The 14,527-nt window shown below is 50.4% G+C and carries 14 protein-coding genes and 1 other RNA gene; 4 read left to right on the forward strand and 11 right to left on the reverse strand.

What is annotated here, in order from left to right:
• Positions 1-56: 56 nt before the first annotated feature.
• The 4 genes from dnaX to rsmI form a co-directional block, all read right to left on the reverse strand.
• Positions 57-2,198 carry a DNA polymerase III subunit gamma/tau gene (gene dnaX / locus JYB63_RS14755; RefSeq protein ID WP_205658655.1) on the reverse strand — a complete coding sequence of 714 codons (2,142 nt, stop codon included), beginning with the start codon at positions 2,196-2,198 and terminating at the stop codon, positions 57-59.
• Positions 2,199-2,382: 184 nt separating this feature from the next.
• The gene (locus JYB63_RS14760; RefSeq protein ID WP_205658656.1) at positions 2,383-4,140 is read right to left on the reverse strand and encodes a sensor domain-containing diguanylate cyclase; all 1,758 of its coding nucleotides are present in this window, start codon (positions 4,138-4,140) and stop codon (positions 2,383-2,385) included.
• Positions 4,141-4,490: 350 nt separating this feature from the next.
• An RNA gene (rnpB, locus tag JYB63_RS14765) (RNase P RNA component class A) lies at positions 4,491-4,843 on the reverse strand.
• Between the two features lie 158 nt (positions 4,844-5,001).
• On the reverse strand, positions 5,002-5,844 hold the full coding sequence (rsmI, locus tag JYB63_RS14770; protein ID WP_205658657.1) for a 16S rRNA (cytidine(1402)-2'-O)-methyltransferase: 843 nt from the start codon (positions 5,842-5,844) through the stop codon (positions 5,002-5,004).
• A gap of 39 nt (positions 5,845-5,883) precedes the next feature.
• Here rsmI and JYB63_RS14775 point away from each other — a divergent pair, with 39 nt between their 5' ends.
• From JYB63_RS14775 to JYB63_RS14790, 4 genes are read left to right on the forward strand one after another with little or no spacing between them, the layout of a single operon-like run.
• Positions 5,884-7,698 (forward strand): penicillin-binding protein activator, encoded by a 1,815-nt coding sequence (locus tag JYB63_RS14775; RefSeq protein WP_205658658.1) that lies wholly within the window; start codon positions 5,884-5,886, stop codon positions 7,696-7,698.
• Between the two features lie 17 nt (positions 7,699-7,715).
• Entirely contained in the window at positions 7,716-8,090 is a 375-nt protein-coding gene (locus tag JYB63_RS14780) for a YraN family protein (RefSeq protein ID WP_205658659.1), read from the forward strand.
• 39 nt (positions 8,091-8,129) lie between these two features.
• Positions 8,130-8,723 (forward strand): SIS domain-containing protein, encoded by a 594-nt coding sequence (locus JYB63_RS14785; RefSeq protein WP_205658660.1) that lies wholly within the window; start codon positions 8,130-8,132, stop codon positions 8,721-8,723.
• Positions 8,724-9,302 carry a BON domain-containing protein gene (locus JYB63_RS14790; protein ID WP_205658661.1) on the forward strand — a complete coding sequence of 193 codons (579 nt, stop codon included), beginning with the start codon at positions 8,724-8,726 and terminating at the stop codon, positions 9,300-9,302. It abuts the gene before it with no gap.
• Between the two features lie 65 nt (positions 9,303-9,367).
• On the opposite strand, the gene JYB63_RS14795 is transcribed toward JYB63_RS14790, so the two are convergent.
• From JYB63_RS14795 to rplM, 7 genes are all read right to left on the reverse strand, one after another.
• Positions 9,368-9,790: a ClpXP protease specificity-enhancing factor gene (locus JYB63_RS14795; RefSeq protein WP_205658662.1), complete on the reverse strand. Its 423-nt coding sequence runs from the start codon at positions 9,788-9,790 to the stop codon at positions 9,368-9,370.
• A gap of 78 nt (positions 9,791-9,868) precedes the next feature.
• On the reverse strand, positions 9,869-10,498 hold the full coding sequence (gene sspA, locus JYB63_RS14800; protein ID WP_205658663.1) for a stringent starvation protein SspA: 630 nt from the start codon (positions 10,496-10,498) through the stop codon (positions 9,869-9,871).
• An 88-nt stretch (positions 10,499-10,586) separates the two neighbouring features.
• Positions 10,587-11,348, reverse strand: coding sequence for a cytochrome c1 (locus tag JYB63_RS14805; protein ID WP_205658664.1), 762 nt, complete (start codon positions 11,346-11,348; stop codon positions 10,587-10,589).
• On the reverse strand, positions 11,348-12,595 hold the full coding sequence (locus tag JYB63_RS14810) for a cytochrome b (RefSeq protein WP_205658665.1): 1,248 nt from the start codon (positions 12,593-12,595) through the stop codon (positions 11,348-11,350). Before JYB63_RS14810 ends, JYB63_RS14805 begins: the two co-directional genes overlap by 1 nt.
• Positions 12,595-13,188 carry a ubiquinol-cytochrome c reductase iron-sulfur subunit gene (gene petA, locus JYB63_RS14815; protein WP_205658666.1) on the reverse strand — a complete coding sequence of 198 codons (594 nt, stop codon included), beginning with the start codon at positions 13,186-13,188 and terminating at the stop codon, positions 12,595-12,597. The genes JYB63_RS14810 and petA overlap by 1 nt, the downstream gene beginning before the upstream one ends.
• Positions 13,189-13,458: 270 nt before the next feature.
• Positions 13,459-13,851 (reverse strand): 30S ribosomal protein S9, encoded by a 393-nt coding sequence (gene rpsI / locus JYB63_RS14820; protein WP_205658667.1) that lies wholly within the window; start codon positions 13,849-13,851, stop codon positions 13,459-13,461.
• Between the two features lie 13 nt (positions 13,852-13,864).
• A complete protein-coding gene (gene rplM / locus JYB63_RS14825; protein ID WP_205658668.1) occupies positions 13,865-14,293 on the reverse strand; it encodes a 50S ribosomal protein L13 in 429 nt (142 codons plus the stop codon).
• Positions 14,294-14,527: the final 234 nt, after the last annotated feature.

A 14,527-nucleotide genomic window follows, 5' to 3' on the forward strand; every position in this document is an offset into this window, starting at 1 on the left:
GTCTATCTGTCGTCGGCAGCACAGGTGCCAACTAAGTAAAAACTGTGATTTTTTAATTAATGCAGAGTTACCGGTGCATCAATGGGGGCAACGGAGGAAATATCAATCCGCCCGCCAAAACGCTCAATAATTGCCTGAACCGTCGCATCGGTTTCGATCGCAGTAACGGCCTGCGCCAGTCGCTCTGACTTTTTGCGCGAACGATACAGACTCGGCGTTTCCCGGCTAAAGATTCCCAGTTCGAATTCTACCTGAAGTGGTTGCTGAAAATAATCGCTCAGCGCTGCAGAAATACGGTCAGTATGAACTTCATTGAGAATATTTCTCTGTTCATCAGCATAGTGGAATCTGAACACACCTTCACTGACAGCTTCCAGCGAGGTATTCGCAGCAATCATATAGGTCATGCCCGACAAGCCAAGTTCATCCACCAGCAGTACCCACTGAGACACATCCAGCTCAGCCAGTTGCTGCGAGATTTTTTCCGCGACAGGCTCGGCAATATAACCGTCCGCTACGTTCGTCGGAGCAGCAGTCACTGCAGGTGCCGGCTGTTCAGCCACAGCAGCACTCTGAGCCACCGCTGCCGATGGCTGATTCATCTCTTCAGGCTTTTTTGACGGTTCAGACGCCTCCTGCGGTGCACCTGAGAAATAAGACTCATCATATGCCGGCGGCTCTTCCCACGGCGGTACATCATGAACAGGCGCCGATTGCTGAGGCTGTACTGCCACAGGCTCCTGAGCAACTGGAACGGTCTCAGTAACAGGCTGCTGGACTGGCTCAGCTGCAACTGGCGGCTCAGCTTCCTGAACCTGCTCCTGTACAAGGGATGTTACAGGGGGTTCTGTAACCGGCTGAGGTCTCTGAACAGGAACCTCTGGTTGTGCAGCAACTGCAGGAGCTTCAGCAGGCCCAGCAGCCGGAATAACAGGTGGAGCTGGCACGGCTTCAGCAGTTTGTTCCACGGCCGGTGCTGCCACATTTTCAACCACTGGAGAAGCAGCCGGAGCAGTGGACTGTGAACTGTTCTGAGTATCTGCCGCCGGTTCGGCCTCACCATCAGAAACAGCAGAGGCTGACTGCGGCTTATCGCCACTTCGCGGTGGCGCAGACGCCGGACGGAATGCCAGCATCCGCAACATAACCATTTCCAGACCTTCACGGGCATCCGGCACATAGGGCAGATCTTTACGGCCCAACAAAGCAACCTGGTAATACAGCTGTACATCTTCAGCAGACAACTGCCGTGCCAGTTCAAGCACCTGATCCCGATCACCCATTCCATTATCAACGGCATCCGGCATCACCTGCCCCAGTGCTATCCGGTGCAGCAGGCTGATCAGATCCCCTAACACGGTATTGTAATCCGGTGAAAACTGCGCCAGATCGCTCACCGTCGCCAGCATATCCTTTGCATTCTGCGCCACCAGGCTATCGAGCAAACGGTATACCAGACGCTGATCAATGGTGCCCAGCATTGAGCGGGCATCTGCTTCATTAATTTCACCAGCACCAAAAGCAATCGCCTGATCCGTCAGACTCATTGCATCCCGCATAGAGCCGTCAGCAGAGCGAGCAAGCAACCACAGCGCAGGCTCTTCAAACTTAATGGATTCCTGGGTTAAAACATGCCGAAGATGATCAACGATCCGCTCAGGAATCATGTTCTTCAGATTAAACTGTAAACAACGGGACAGGATTGTCACCGGCAGTTTCTGCGGATCCGTGGTAGCCAGCAGAAACTTAACATGTGGAGGAGGCTCTTCCAGTGTCTTTAACAACGCATTGAAAGAGTGCGTCGACAGCATGTGCACCTCATCGATGAGGTAAACCTTATAACGACCGTGGGTCGGCGCATACTGAACGTTTTCCAGCAACTCACGGGTATCTTCAACCTTGGTACGTGACGCCGCATCCACCTCAATCAGGTCAACAAAACGTCCTTCGCTGATTTCCTGACAGGGCGCACACACTCCACAAGGAGAAGAAGACACACCATTGGCACAGTTCAGCGATTTGGCAAACAGGCGCGCGATAGAGGTTTTACCCACCCCGCGGGTGCCTGTGAACAGATAAGCATGGTGCAACCGGTCATCGTCGAGCGCGTTTACCAGTGCTTTAAGCACGTGCTCCTGGCCAACCATTTCCTGGAATGTAGCAGGGCGCCATTTTCGCGCCAGAACCTGATAGCTCATGATGTGAAGATTCTTATCCGGTAAGCCCGTTTCAGGCCTAAGTTAAAGCGGTAACTGTAAATTAGCTCACATGCTAACGATAACAGCTCAACAGTGCCAGCTTAAGCCCGGGAATATTCAGCAAAAATTTACCGACAAATTATTATCCGGAGTTCCGGGGAGGAAAACTGATACCGAAAACCGCTTATACCTTTGTGGCAGGCTCAGCAGGTTGTTCACTGACGCCGGCATCCGGTAAGACAGCGACTTCCGCACGGTCACGACCGTTTTGCTTGGCAGCATAAAGCGCCTCATCCGCAACCCGGATAACATCATCCATTGCTGCACCGTGCTGTGGATAAACCGCTATACCTATCGACGTCGTCACCGTACCTAAAGAAAGCTGATTCATACTCAACTCCAGCTTGCGGATACTCTTACAGATACGCTCGGCAATCTGTCTTGCCTGAACCTCACTTGTCGACGGACAAACGACACAAAACTCTTCACCCCCGTACCGGCACGCAATATCTTCCTGCCGTAACGAATCCTTCAGCGCCTGAGAAACAGCTTTCAAAACATGATCCCCTGCATCATGCCCGAAGTTATCGTTAAAGAGCTTAAAGTGATCCAGATCGATCATCATTACAGCAATATCAGTGCCCGTGCGCTCTGCACGGCTATGGGCCTGATCAAGTGCTTCCAGCATATAACGGCGGTTAAACAAGCCGGTGAGAGGATCGCGGATAGCCTGCTCACGCAGACTGTCCCTCAGCTGAATATTCGCCAGCGTCAATCCAATCTGTTCTGAGACTGCACTCCACATTCCCTGAAAACGGTCAGCCTCAGTTTCCGGAGGAAGAACAAAATGCAGAATACCGATCGTCTCTCCCTGGGCTAAAAGCGGAATACAGAGCGTCTGTTGCTTTTCAGGTATTTCCAGCCAGTGACGACAATAGGTTTCAATTCCATGCTCTACCGCAAGATGCTGATGCCCTTTACGCAGCGCCCAGCATTCACCGGGAGAAAACCGGTCAGCACCCGGCCATTCACCACCCCACTCAGTAATCCGGTCCAGCCGGTTTCGCGAAGATTTAATGATCGAAATGCTGCCCCTGAATTCAGGTAACAGTTTAGGAATCACACTGTTCATTACCTCACCGGCTTCTTCCAGCGTAGAACATGCATTGAGCAATCCGCCGAGGGTTTGCAACATCTGAATCTCTGTCGTTCGATCCTGAACCCGCCTTTCCAGTAACTGGTGTTCAGTATTCACAGCCTTATTCAGCACTCTGGCACCTAATATCCCCAGGAACAATACAACCACAAGGCTAATAACACCGGTAAACACAAGCGCTTCGCGAAGTTCATGCAATGCTTCACTGACCGAATCCTGCGAACGGGCCACACGGGCAATGATTGGATGAACCACATAGGAATGCTCATCCGTATAATTTGCTTCATTAGCACGAACAGCGACAAACATCATATTCGTTTCCAGCATATCGCTGTAACGTTCAGACATTCCCATTCCAACTTTAAGTGCCGCCTTCACCTCCGGTCTGTCAGCATGGTTTTCTACATACTTCAGCTGATCAAGAGTACTGTCAGAATCGCCCAGCACCTTCCCGGCTGCATCAAAATATGTCACCCGAAAATCACCAGCATGGGCAAAATTTTCCGCCAGTCGCTGAAACGCCATAATAATGTGGTCTTCACTGTGCCCGCCAGCATGAGTCTCCGTCTGCGGCATTCGGGTATCCGGATGCCCATCCAACACAGACTCAAGCGCCTCCACTGTCCTTACTGACTCCAGTGACGCTGTCGCCAGCAGCCTCAGTTCCTTAATATTACGTTCCATCAGATGGGACTGGAGATACTGTTCAATGGTAAAAATTGTAAAGGTACTGACCAACAGCATAACCGCTAAAGGGATTACCACGATCTTTTGCTGTATTTTCATAGTCTTCCTGTGACTCCACACACAAAACCTGCGACGGCTAAGGGGGGAACTCTCCTAAAAAATAAAGAAAATCATAATGATAGAAAAATCATTATAGGCACAAAAAACGTACTACAAGGGCTGCTGAAAGCACTTCAAAACCTAAAATGGTGACATTCTGACCGACAGACAGGCCGCTCAGCAACGAAAGGAAGATCTAACAGAGAATGTTATTACTTACATGGCAGACTGTTAAACAAACAGTAAAAAAACATCTGAATGATGGGGAATATGGCACATACGGCTACAGGTAAGAGTTTTCCTATACGCTTTAGCAGGCATGTAAACCCACTAAAAGCATATGGAAATAAAATGAGAGCTCACCGATAAGCCGGGTTCTGTCGTGGACAATCATTCATCTAGGACCTGCGTCACCACAGGCCTCAAGCGACCTACCCGAATCCAGTGCGGATCACACCTTAAAGGATTCCTATTTGGTCTTGCTCCGAGTGGGGTTTACCATGCCGTGATGTGTTACCACCCACGCGGTGCGCTCTTACCGCACCCTTTCACCCTTACCGGCTCATTGCTGAGCTTAGGCGGTCTGCTCTCTGCTGCACTTTCCGTAGGCTTTCGCCCCCCAGGCGTTACCTGGCACCCTATCCTATGGAGCCCGGACTTTCCTCCCCTGGCTAACGCCAGCGACGATTGTCTGGTGAACTCTCGGCGGCAAGGATACCAAGAAAACCGGCAGATACAAGAAAATTACAAACTTTGTCAGTCCACCTGTATGAAACAGTTTTACTGCCCTGCGGAAAACTGATAATTACGAGCCACAAACAACCATCGAATTGCTAAGACTATTAGCAAAGTTATACGTATTCAGCCTGCTTTCTTTTCCAGCGCAGCCTGATAGAGCACCTTCTTCTTCACACCTGTAATCTTGGCAGCCAGAGCCGAGGCCTGCTTTACAGACAGGTCTTCAAGAAGAATATCCAGCACCCGTGTTGCCTCAGCATCCAGCAAACCGGCGTCGGCCTGGGGCGCCCCCTGAACAATAACTACAAACTCACCTTTACGCTGGTTATGATCTGCCTGAACTTGCTGTAGTACCTCCTCTGCTGAACCGGACAGAAAGGTCTCAAACGTTTTTGTCAGCTCACGGGCAATCACTACCGGCCGCTCTGCACCGAAAGCGCTCACAATCGCTTCAAGACTGGCCTCAATGCGATGGGGGGACTCATAAAAAATCAGACTTCGGGATTCAGAAGACAGATTTTCGTAAAAACTCAAACGCTGCTGCGACTTGGCTGGCACAAATCCTTCAAAGGCAAAACGGTCTGATGCGATTCCTGCTGCACTCAGCGCCGCAACCATGGCACAACAGCCCGGCACGGGAACAACCTTATATCCGGCCGCCCGGACTTCCCGCACAAGTACAAAACCCGGATCAGAAATCAGCGGTGTACCGGCATCTGAGATCAGCGCAACACTTTCGCCCCGGGCCAGTGAATCGATAATTTTTTGCCCCTGCTGGCGTTCATTATGATCATGAACTGCTATCATCGGCGTTTTAATATTAAAATGTGCCAGAAGCCTGGCACTGTGTCGGGTATCTTCAGCCGCGATTAACGCGACTGAGCTTAGTGTTTTGATCCCCCGGGGCGTAAAATCTTCAAGATTACCGATCGGGGTCGCGACTATATATAACGCTGATTCAGACATGTGTTTCTGGACTATTAATTATTCAGGGTGTGAAAGTATATGACGTTTGCAATCCGTCTGTCTCTAATCGTAACAACCAGCGCAACACTATTACTGGGCGGCTGCGGAACCAGCCCCATTACAACTGGCACACCGCAAGTAGTTGAATCAACCGAACAGCAGGTTAGCAAGCTTCTGCTTCAGGCTGATCAGGCAGCCCCTATCGAGCAGGCCCGCCTAAAAGCAGAAGCAGCCAGAATTCTGATTGCAGCCAACCGCCGTGATGAAGCAGTAAACCTGATCGACGGAATCGATCTGCGTCTGCTTAGCCCAACACTTAAATTTGATATTGCATCCCTCCGCGCCCAGGCAGCCCTGGACCAGCAGGATGGTGCAACAGCGCTGCGTTACCTTGAGCAGCTACCGACTGACGACCCACGGCTTCAACCCGATCAGAAATACCAGGTGGGTCAGATGGCCGCTGAAGCATACGGTCTTGAAAACAATCAACTACGTCAGGCTCAACAGCTGATTCGCCTTGGACGGTTCGGACTGGAAGAAGATAAAGAAGCCCTGCACGACAGTATCTGGGCAGCACTGATGGCACTGGACCTGCAAACCCTGCAACAGATCGCACTGGCCACTGATAACAGCTACACAGAACAGGGCTGGTATGAACTGGCTCTGGCAGTAAGGTCAGCAACCGATCTGGCTACTCAAACCAACAACCTGCAGCAATGGCAAACCCTGTGGCAATCGCACCCGGCCAACACTGCCGCACCGGACAACCTGACAGCACTGGCAAACAACCAACTGATTGTCAGTGATCATATTGCACTGGTACTGCCTCTGAGCGGCAAACTGCAAAAACCAGCTGAAGCCATCATGACCGGTTTCATGGCAGCTCATTACCAGGCCGCCCAGCAAGGCAAGAAAACCTCGCAGATTACCATTCTGGACTCGAGCCAGATCACCAGCCCGGAAGCACTCTATCAGGTTGCCGCTGAAAAAGGTGTCGACCTGATAATTGGCCCACTGGAAAAACAGCTGGTAAGTGATCTGGTCACACTCGGCAACGCTCCGATTCCGACCCTTACCCTGAATGTGGTCGCAGACAGCGCTGCAGCGAACATCTATCAGTTTGGCCTGGCCATTGAAGATGAAGCGATTCAGGCTGCCCGTCGTGCCTGGAACGATGGCCAGCGTACAGCTCTGGTAATGACCCTCGAATCTGAGTGGGGTAAGCGAGCCACTGCGGCCTTCACGGAAGAATTCAGCGCACTGGGCGGACTTGTACTTGATACGATTGAATACGCGAACAGAGACGACTACTCAGCAAAAGTAACCGACTTGCTGGCAATTAATGAAAGCGAAGAACGCAGCAATCTGCTGCGCCAGATTATCGGCCCTGGATTTGAAACTGAAGACCGTCGACGTCAGGATGTCGATGCAATCTTTCTCGGCGCACTCCCACAGGCAGCCCGTCAGATCAAACCGACCCTGGCCTTTTTCTACGCAGGTAACATTCCGGTTTACGCAACCTCCAATATTTATTCAGGCCGCCCTAACCCGATCAGCGACCAGGACCTGAATAACATCCTGTTCACCGGCAGCCCATGGTTACTGCGTCCGCCATCAGACAATCACATCCGCCTGGCACAACAGGGCAAAAATACAGACTCCCGTTTCGGACGCCTGTATGCACTGGGCCTTGATGCTTACCAGCTCTACCCTTATCTGAACCAGTTGGCCGCATCACCTTCCGCCAGAATTAATGGCGAAACCGGCAGCTTATCTATCCAGCATAACAATCATGTACAACGGGAACTAGACTGGGCAGTCTTCCAGGACGGCCAGCCACAGCTGATCCCTTAATTTCAGGATGACTTGTCATGGACAGACAAAAACTCGGCAGGGACGCCGAACAAAACGCAGAACGTTTTCTGCGTACTCAGAAATTAAAACTGATCTGCCGTAATTTTCACTGTCGTTTCGGTGAAATTGACCTGATCATGCTGGACAGCTCAAACCTCGTATTTATTGAAGTCAGAAAGCGCATCCACAAGGGCTGGGGCGGCGCCAGTGCCTCAGTAGACAGACGCAAACAGCAAAAAATCATTCACAGTGCTGAATTTTTTCTCAGTCAGCACCCCGAATACTGTAAGCTTAACTGTCGCTTTGATGTTATTGCCTTTGAAGGCAGCATAAAGGCTCACGGGGGTGGCGATTCCCCGCCCATATGGTATAAAGACGCCTTCAGATTGTAAGCTCGTGAAAACGAGGCATTTTTCCACACAGGAGCCCCGATGGTACTTCAAGATCGCGTCATTAACCTATTTCATAACACTATGGAAGTTAATGCTCAAACCATCGAAGAATATACGCCTCTGATTGCACACGCCGGCGAACTCCTTCTTAACTGTCTGATTTCAGAGAATAAAATACTATGCTGCGGTAATGGCGGCTCAGCAGCCCTGACCCAGCATTTCAGCGCATTGCTGATAAACCAGTTCCGCCACGAGCGTCCGGGACTTCCGGCCATCAACCTGTCCAGTGATGGCAGCGCAATCACCGGCATCAGTGATAACGGCCACTATAATGACGTTTTCTCGAAGCAAATCCGCGCACTCGGTCAACCCGGCGACCTCCTGATCATTGCATCTTCAGACGGCCGCTCCCAAAACCTGGTACAGGCAATTCAGGCAGCCCACGACCGTGAGATGCTGGTCATCGCCCTGACCGGTGGAACTAATGACAACATACAGTCTCTATTACTTCCTGATGAAGTAGAGTTTTGCATTCCGGCAGATGACTATAGCCTGATTTACGGCGCTCATCTGCTGGTGTTACATGCTTTATGTGACCTTATTGATTACCAGCTATTCGGCGGAGAAGAATAAATGAAACGAGTCATCGCCCTGATTTTATCCAGTGCCATTCTCAGCGGTTGCGCCAGCCTTATCGGCGCTGCAAGAGAAGAACCGGTCAAAGAGGATGTCGGCAGCCGTACCACCGGCAGCTATATTGATGATGAACTTATCGAAGTTAAAGCACTTGTGAATATCAGCAAAGGCTCACAGGAACTTCAGCAAAGCAATGTCAGTGTGACCAGCTTTAACGGTATTGTCTTACTGAGTGGCCAGGTAGCCTCTGAACGCAGCAAACTGGAAGCAGAACAGATTGTTGGTCAAATTCGCAAGATCCGCCGGGTTCACAATGAGCTAACTCTGACGAGCCCCACTTCAGCACTGACCCGCGCCAGCGACGCATTCATCACAGCGAAAATCAAAACCAACATGCTGGGTGATGAAGCAGTGGATGCTACCCGCGTTAAAGTGGTTACCGAAAATGGCGTTGTTTACCTGATGGGCCTGGTTACCCGCAACGAAGCAGACAAAGCGGTTGATCTGGTACGTCGCGTTAACGGCATCCAAAAGATCATCAAGATCTTTGAATATGTTGATGACACTCCCGCATAATCTGTTGCACTTTATACACCATTAAAAAAGGCCGCTGATGCGGCCTTTTTAGTACTTAACTCTTTTTATTTAACGACCTTCAGGCTCGGCCGCTTCGGCTTTTCTTCAGCCTCTTCAGCAGGCTCCGGGTTCTGCATTTCAGGTTCTGCAACGGTTTGCTGAGCATACAGCTCAGCACCCGGCTCCATACCAAAGCCCATACCCTGTCCGTTTTCACGGGCATAGACAGCCATAATAGCCACCATAGGCACATACACATTCATCGGTACGCCGCCGAAACGGGCATTAAAACTGACACCTTCATCATCGATAAATAGATTCTGCACAGCAGAAGGCGATATATTTAAGACAATCTGACCGTCCTGCACGAACTGAGTGGGTACAACAACCCCCTGAATATGCGCATCGACAGCCAGATGAGGGGTACAGCTGTTATCTAAAATCCATTCCTGTAACGCACGTACCAGGTAAGGTCTGCTTGGATTCATAATTTCATTCTCACCAATAATCAGGCACAAAAAAAGGGATTAAGCTCAAGCATAATCCCTCTTGGCATACTTAGCAGTTTAGTCGCGCATTTCGCGTTCTTCTTCAGACAGGCTTAACTGGAAAGATTCACGCTCAAACAGGCGCTCCATATATTCCAGCAGGTCTTTACACTGAGCTTCCGGTAATTCAACACCCAGAATTTCCAAACGCCACAACAGCGGTGCGATGCAGCAATCAACCAGCGTGAACTCTTCACTCATGAAGAAGTCTTTCTCACCAAAGATTGGAGAGATTGTTACCAGGCTGTCACGCAGCTGCTGACGCGCCGCATCAACCTGATCCATATCTTCACTGTTCAGAATGACATCAACCTGTGAACACCAGTCACGCTGGATGCGGTACATAAACAGACGGCTTTCGGCACGCGCTACAGGATATACAGGCAGCAACGGCGGATGCGGAAAACGCTCATCCAGATATTCCATCATCACATTTGGCTCGTACAACACCAGCTCACGGTCCAGCAGAGTTGGCAGGCTGTTGTACGGATTCAATGATGCTAGATCTTCCGGCAAGTTGTTCGGATCACAATCATTTATTTCGACTGCCACGCCTTTTTCTGCCAGCACAATCCGAACACGATGGCTGTAATGGTCTGTACCATTAGAATAAAAAGTCATGGAAGAACGCTTGGCCACTACGCCCATTAAATCACCCTTTTCCTGATTCCTAAAAATAACTATACGCGACCCCACAACAGGGTCGCGTATCCTTAAAGCGTACTATTAAAACGCTTTAGTGAATGTCGCGCCAGTATTCTTTCTTCAGTGCGAAAGCAAATACGAAGAAGATCGCCAGGAAGATCAGTACATTGGTACCAATCCGCTTGGATTCCAGCATGACAGGGTTACCCATGTAAGACATGAAGTTAACCAGATCGTAGATAGTCTTATCGAACTCTTCAGCAGACTGGCTACCCTTCTTGCTCAGAGTCAGACAGCCACCCATGGTCTTACCGGTCAGCGGATCTATCTTCTTCTCTTGGTGTAACAGCTCTTCCGGCGTACAGTGGTTAGACTGAACACCCTGCAGACCTTCCAGCACGTTAGGCATACCAACGTCTTTAAAGACAACGTTGTTTACACCCCAGGGACGGCTGTCATCTTTGTAGAAACTACGCAGATACGTGTACAGCCAGTCATCACCACGCAGACGTGATTCCAGAGTCAGATCCGGTGGTGGCGCACCAAACCAGTTACCTGCATCAGCCGGTGACATTGCAATAGTCATTTGCTCACCCACCTTCTGGTTACCGAAGATCAGGTTCTCTTCAACCATCTCTACCGGGATTTCCAGGTCAGTAGCTGCACGCTCAAAACGCTGATAATTAGCGGAGTGACAACCCATGCAGTAGTTTACAAAGGTAGTCATACCGCGCTGCAGTGACGCCTTATCAGTATGATCGACGTCGATATTGTCCAGAGGTACCTTCGCACCAGCCGCTTGTACGGCAACAGGCAACAGCACCATCATCAATGTGATAAAAAACTTTTTCATTAGCCTGTCACCCTTTCCGGTACCGGTTTAGTCTTTTCCATTCTGGTGTAGAACGGCATCAGGAAGAAGTACGCAAAATACAGAGCTGTACAGATCTGCGCAACCAGCGTACGACCCGGAGACGATGCAACCACACCCAGGTAACCCAGAATTACAAAGCTAATCGCGAAGATTACCAGCCAGATTTTGCTCCACCAGCCTTTGTAACGCATAGACTTAACAGGGCTGCGGTCCAGCCACGGCAGAACAAACAGGATTGCAATCGCGCCACCCATCACAACAACACCCGGGAACTGCGAACCGGCAATAGGCGGAATCGCACGCAGCATTGCGTAGAACGGTGTGAAGTACCATACCGGAGCAATGTGCTCAGGCGTCTTCAGCGGGTTAGCAGGCTCAAAGTTAGGCTTCTCAATGAAGTAACCGCCCATCTCCGGGAAGAAGAAGATGATCATGCAGAATACAAACAGGAAGACCACAACACCTACGATATCTTTAACAGAGTAGTAAGGGTGGAATGGGATACCGTCCAGCGGGATACCGTTCTCATCTTTCTTATCTTTGATCTCGATACCGTCAGGGTTGTTAGAACCCACTTCGTGCAGTGCGATGATGTGCATTACAACCAGCCCCAGCAGGACGATTGGCAGCGCAACAACGTGCAGCGAGAAGAAACGGTTCAGGGTAATGCCGGAAATTACGTAGTCACCACGGATCCACTCCGACAGCTCCGGCCCTATAACAGGGACTGCAGAGAACAGAGATACGATTACCTGTGCACCCCAGTAAGACATCTGACCCCATGGCAGCAGGTAGCCCATGAAGGCTTCAGCCATCAGCGCCAGGTAGATCGCCATACCGAAGATCCATACCAGCTCACGCGGCTTACGGTAAGAACCGTATAACAGACCCCGGAACATGTGCAGGTATACAACAACGAAGAATGCAGAGGCACCGGTAGAGTGCATGTAACGCAGCAACCAGCCGTACTCAACATCGCGCATGATGTATTCGATAGATGCAAATGCACCGTCAGCAGTAGGCGTGTAACTCATGGTCAGCCAGATACCGGTTAACAGCTGGTTCACCAGAACCAGTAAGGCCAGTGAGCCGAAGAAGTACCAGAAGTTAAAGTTTTTTGGCGCGTAGTATTTCGCCAGGTGATCATCCCACATCGCAGTCAGCGGGAAACGATCATCAATCCAGCCGATAAAACCTGGATTACCCTTATTTCGTGAGCCAGCCATTACACAGTCTCCGGATCAATACCAATGATTAGCGTGTTGTCATCCTCATAGCTATGAGGAGGAATCACCAGATTGCTTGGCGCAGGAGAGTTGTTAAACACGCGGCCAGACAAATCAAAACGGGAACCGTGACAAGGACAGTAGAAACCACCGACCCAGTCATCACCCAGATCTGCAGGCGCAACTTCCGGACGATATGTCGGTGAACAGCCCAGGTGCGTACAGATACCTACCAGCACAGACAGGTCTTCACGAATTGCACGGGCAGGCGTATGCGGAATATACGGCGGCTGCTGCGGCACTTCAGAATTCGGATCCGTCAGGTTACCCAGCGCGGCCAGGTCTTCAAGTGCCTGCTCGCCACGACTTACAACCCACACCGGCTTGGCACGCCACTGGACAACAATCTGCTGGCCCGGTTCGATCTTGCTGACGTCTACTTTAACTGGAGCACCCGCCGTTCTTGCTTTGGCACTGGGCGTCCATGAAGCCACGAACGGAACAGCAGCTCCTACAGCACCCACCGCTCCGACAACAGAGGTGGCACCGACTAGGAGACGTCGCCGTCCCTTATTCACGCCGTCATTACTCATTAAGACTTTCTCCCCTCACTCAACCTTCGTCCCCCGCTTATGCGGAAGTCGCCCGGTTGCTCGTAATGAATACCGATTTAACGGATTTTTAAAATGCGCCAAATATTAAAGAAAATCCCTGCTCCTTACAAGGTAATTCCGCCGTAAAACGGCGTTTTTACCCCTATAGTTGACCTTGCACAAGGGATTGAAAAACAGGCACAAAAAAACGCCCGGGCTGCAAGAGCCGGGGCGTTTTTCTGGTGATACGAAAGTCGTATCGAAGCGATATTAACGCTTGGAGAACTGTGGACGCTTACGTGCTTTACGCAGACCCACTTTCTTACGCTCAACTTCACGTGCATCACGGGTAACGAAACCGGCAGCACGCAGTTCTGGACGCAGAGTCTCATCGTAGTCCATCAGCGCACGGGTAACACCGTGACGGATAGCACCAGCCTGACCGAAGCTACCACCGCCTTTAACTGTTACGTAAACGTCGAATTTTTCAACGTTGTCAGTCAGTTCCAGAGGCTGCTTAACGATCATACGGGCAGTTTCACGACCAAAGTACTCTTCCAGAGTACGCTGGTTAACAGTGATCTTACCAGTACCCGGACGCAGGAATACGCGAGCGGTAGAAGATTTACGACGGCCAGTGCCGTAATACTGAGTAGTAGACATATTCAACTGCCCCTTAGATAGTCAGTTCTTGTGGCTGTTGAGCCGCATGCGGATGTTCTGCACCAGCGTACACTTTCATTTTAGTGTACATAGCACGACCCAGGGGACCTTTAGGCAGCATGCCTTTAACGGCCAGTTCGATAGTACGGGTTGGGTGAGTTTCAACCATCTTCTCGAAAGAAGTTTCCCGCAGACCGCCAGGGTAACCAGTGTGACGGTAGTAAGTTTTATCCTTACGCTTGTTACCGGTTACGTTAACTTTTTCAGCGTTAACAACAACGATGTAGTCACCGGTGTCAACGTGAGGGGTGTATTCAGGTTTGTGCTTGCCACGCAGACGGCGGGCAATTTCAGTAGCCAGACGACCCAGGGTTTTACCCTCAGCATCTACAACATACCAATCGCGTTTTACCTCTGCAGGCTTTGCGCTAAATGTACTCATGATATTTTCGCCTTTACATCAGTCTAATCTTATTTTCATAAGACCGACGACCTTATAATTATTGGTTGCCAGCTCAGCCAGAGCCTTACCGACAACTTCATATAATCCTGCTATTTCGCCCGGCATTTTGCCGACTCCCATAACAAGAGGCGCGCATTATAAAGCAGCGCCTTCCATAAACCAACCCTGATTTACACTTAATTTAAACAATCCGCCAGAAAACCTCTTAAGCAA

It is taken from the genome of Aliamphritea spongicola (assembly GCF_017051665.1).
GTDB lineage: Bacteria > Pseudomonadota > Gammaproteobacteria > Pseudomonadales > Balneatricaceae > Amphritea > Amphritea spongicola.

Bases quoted from the DNA above. Each gene is read 5' to 3' on its own strand.
- dnaX (WP_205658655.1), bottom strand. From the start codon at position 2,198: ATGAGCTATCAGGTTCTGGCGCGAAAATGGCGCCCTGCTACATTCCAG.
- JYB63_RS14760 (WP_205658656.1), bottom strand. From the start codon at position 4,140: ATGAAAATACAGCAAAAGATCGTGGTAATCCCTTTAGCGGTTATGCTG.
- rsmI (WP_205658657.1), bottom strand. From the start codon at position 5,844: ATGTCTGAATCAGCGTTATATATAGTCGCGACCCCGATCGGTAATCTT.
- JYB63_RS14775 (WP_205658658.1), top strand. From the start codon at position 5,884: ATGACGTTTGCAATCCGTCTGTCTCTAATCGTAACAACCAGCGCAACA.
- JYB63_RS14780 (WP_205658659.1), top strand. From the start codon at position 7,716: ATGGACAGACAAAAACTCGGCAGGGACGCCGAACAAAACGCAGAACGT.
- JYB63_RS14785 (WP_205658660.1), top strand. From the start codon at position 8,130: ATGGTACTTCAAGATCGCGTCATTAACCTATTTCATAACACTATGGAA.
- JYB63_RS14790 (WP_205658661.1), top strand. From the start codon at position 8,724: ATGAAACGAGTCATCGCCCTGATTTTATCCAGTGCCATTCTCAGCGGT.
- JYB63_RS14795 (WP_205658662.1), bottom strand. From the start codon at position 9,790: ATGAATCCAAGCAGACCTTACCTGGTACGTGCGTTACAGGAATGGATT.
- sspA (WP_205658663.1), bottom strand. From the start codon at position 10,498: ATGGGCGTAGTGGCCAAGCGTTCTTCCATGACTTTTTATTCTAATGGT.
- JYB63_RS14805 (WP_205658664.1), bottom strand. From the start codon at position 11,348: ATGAAAAAGTTTTTTATCACATTGATGATGGTGCTGTTGCCTGTTGCC.
- JYB63_RS14810 (WP_205658665.1), bottom strand. From the start codon at position 12,595: ATGGCTGGCTCACGAAATAAGGGTAATCCAGGTTTTATCGGCTGGATT.
- petA (WP_205658666.1), bottom strand. From the start codon at position 13,188: ATGAGTAATGACGGCGTGAATAAGGGACGGCGACGTCTCCTAGTCGGT.
- rpsI (WP_205658667.1), bottom strand. From the start codon at position 13,851: ATGTCTACTACTCAGTATTACGGCACTGGCCGTCGTAAATCTTCTACC.
- rplM (WP_205658668.1), bottom strand. From the start codon at position 14,293: ATGAGTACATTTAGCGCAAAGCCTGCAGAGGTAAAACGCGATTGGTAT.